Here is a 381-nt window from a genome sequence, read left to right as displayed (position 1 = left end):
GGTAAACTAAAATATCAAATGCAACATTGTATGAATGTTCACCAAGCAAGAAAAATAAATCAAAACAATAAATTGTATAAACGATATATTGTGGCAGTTTTTTACAAAATATGATAAAATATAGAAAAAATGAGAGTTTTTGCGACTTTCATTTTTTTGATTTTAAACATCAAATGCAACATCATAATTCAAAAAACAAATGCAACATTTGAAAGGAAAATTATGAAAAAAAATTTAGATGATTTTGAAAGAAATGAAATATTAATTGGATTAAAAAATTTTAAAACTTTTAATCAAATAGCAAATGAATTAAATAGAAATAGAAGCACAATATCAAGAGAAGTATTTAGAAATAGAAAGATAATATTTAATAAAAAGTCA

At 20.7% G+C, this 381-nt stretch carries 1 protein-coding gene; it reads left to right on the top strand.

What is annotated here, in order from left to right; genetic code table 11:
* Window positions 1–129: 129 nt before the first annotated feature.
* Window positions 130–381 (top strand): helix-turn-helix domain-containing protein (locus tag AYC59_RS08295; RefSeq protein WP_156445494.1); only part of this gene is annotated, 252 nt, incomplete at its 3' end.

Source organism: Pseudostreptobacillus hongkongensis, from assembly GCF_001559795.1.
Lineage (GTDB): Bacteria > Fusobacteriota > Fusobacteriia > Fusobacteriales > Leptotrichiaceae > Pseudostreptobacillus > Pseudostreptobacillus hongkongensis.
The sequence above is the reverse complement of the archived record's forward strand: the minus strand, read 5'-3'. Positions and strand labels throughout refer to the sequence as shown.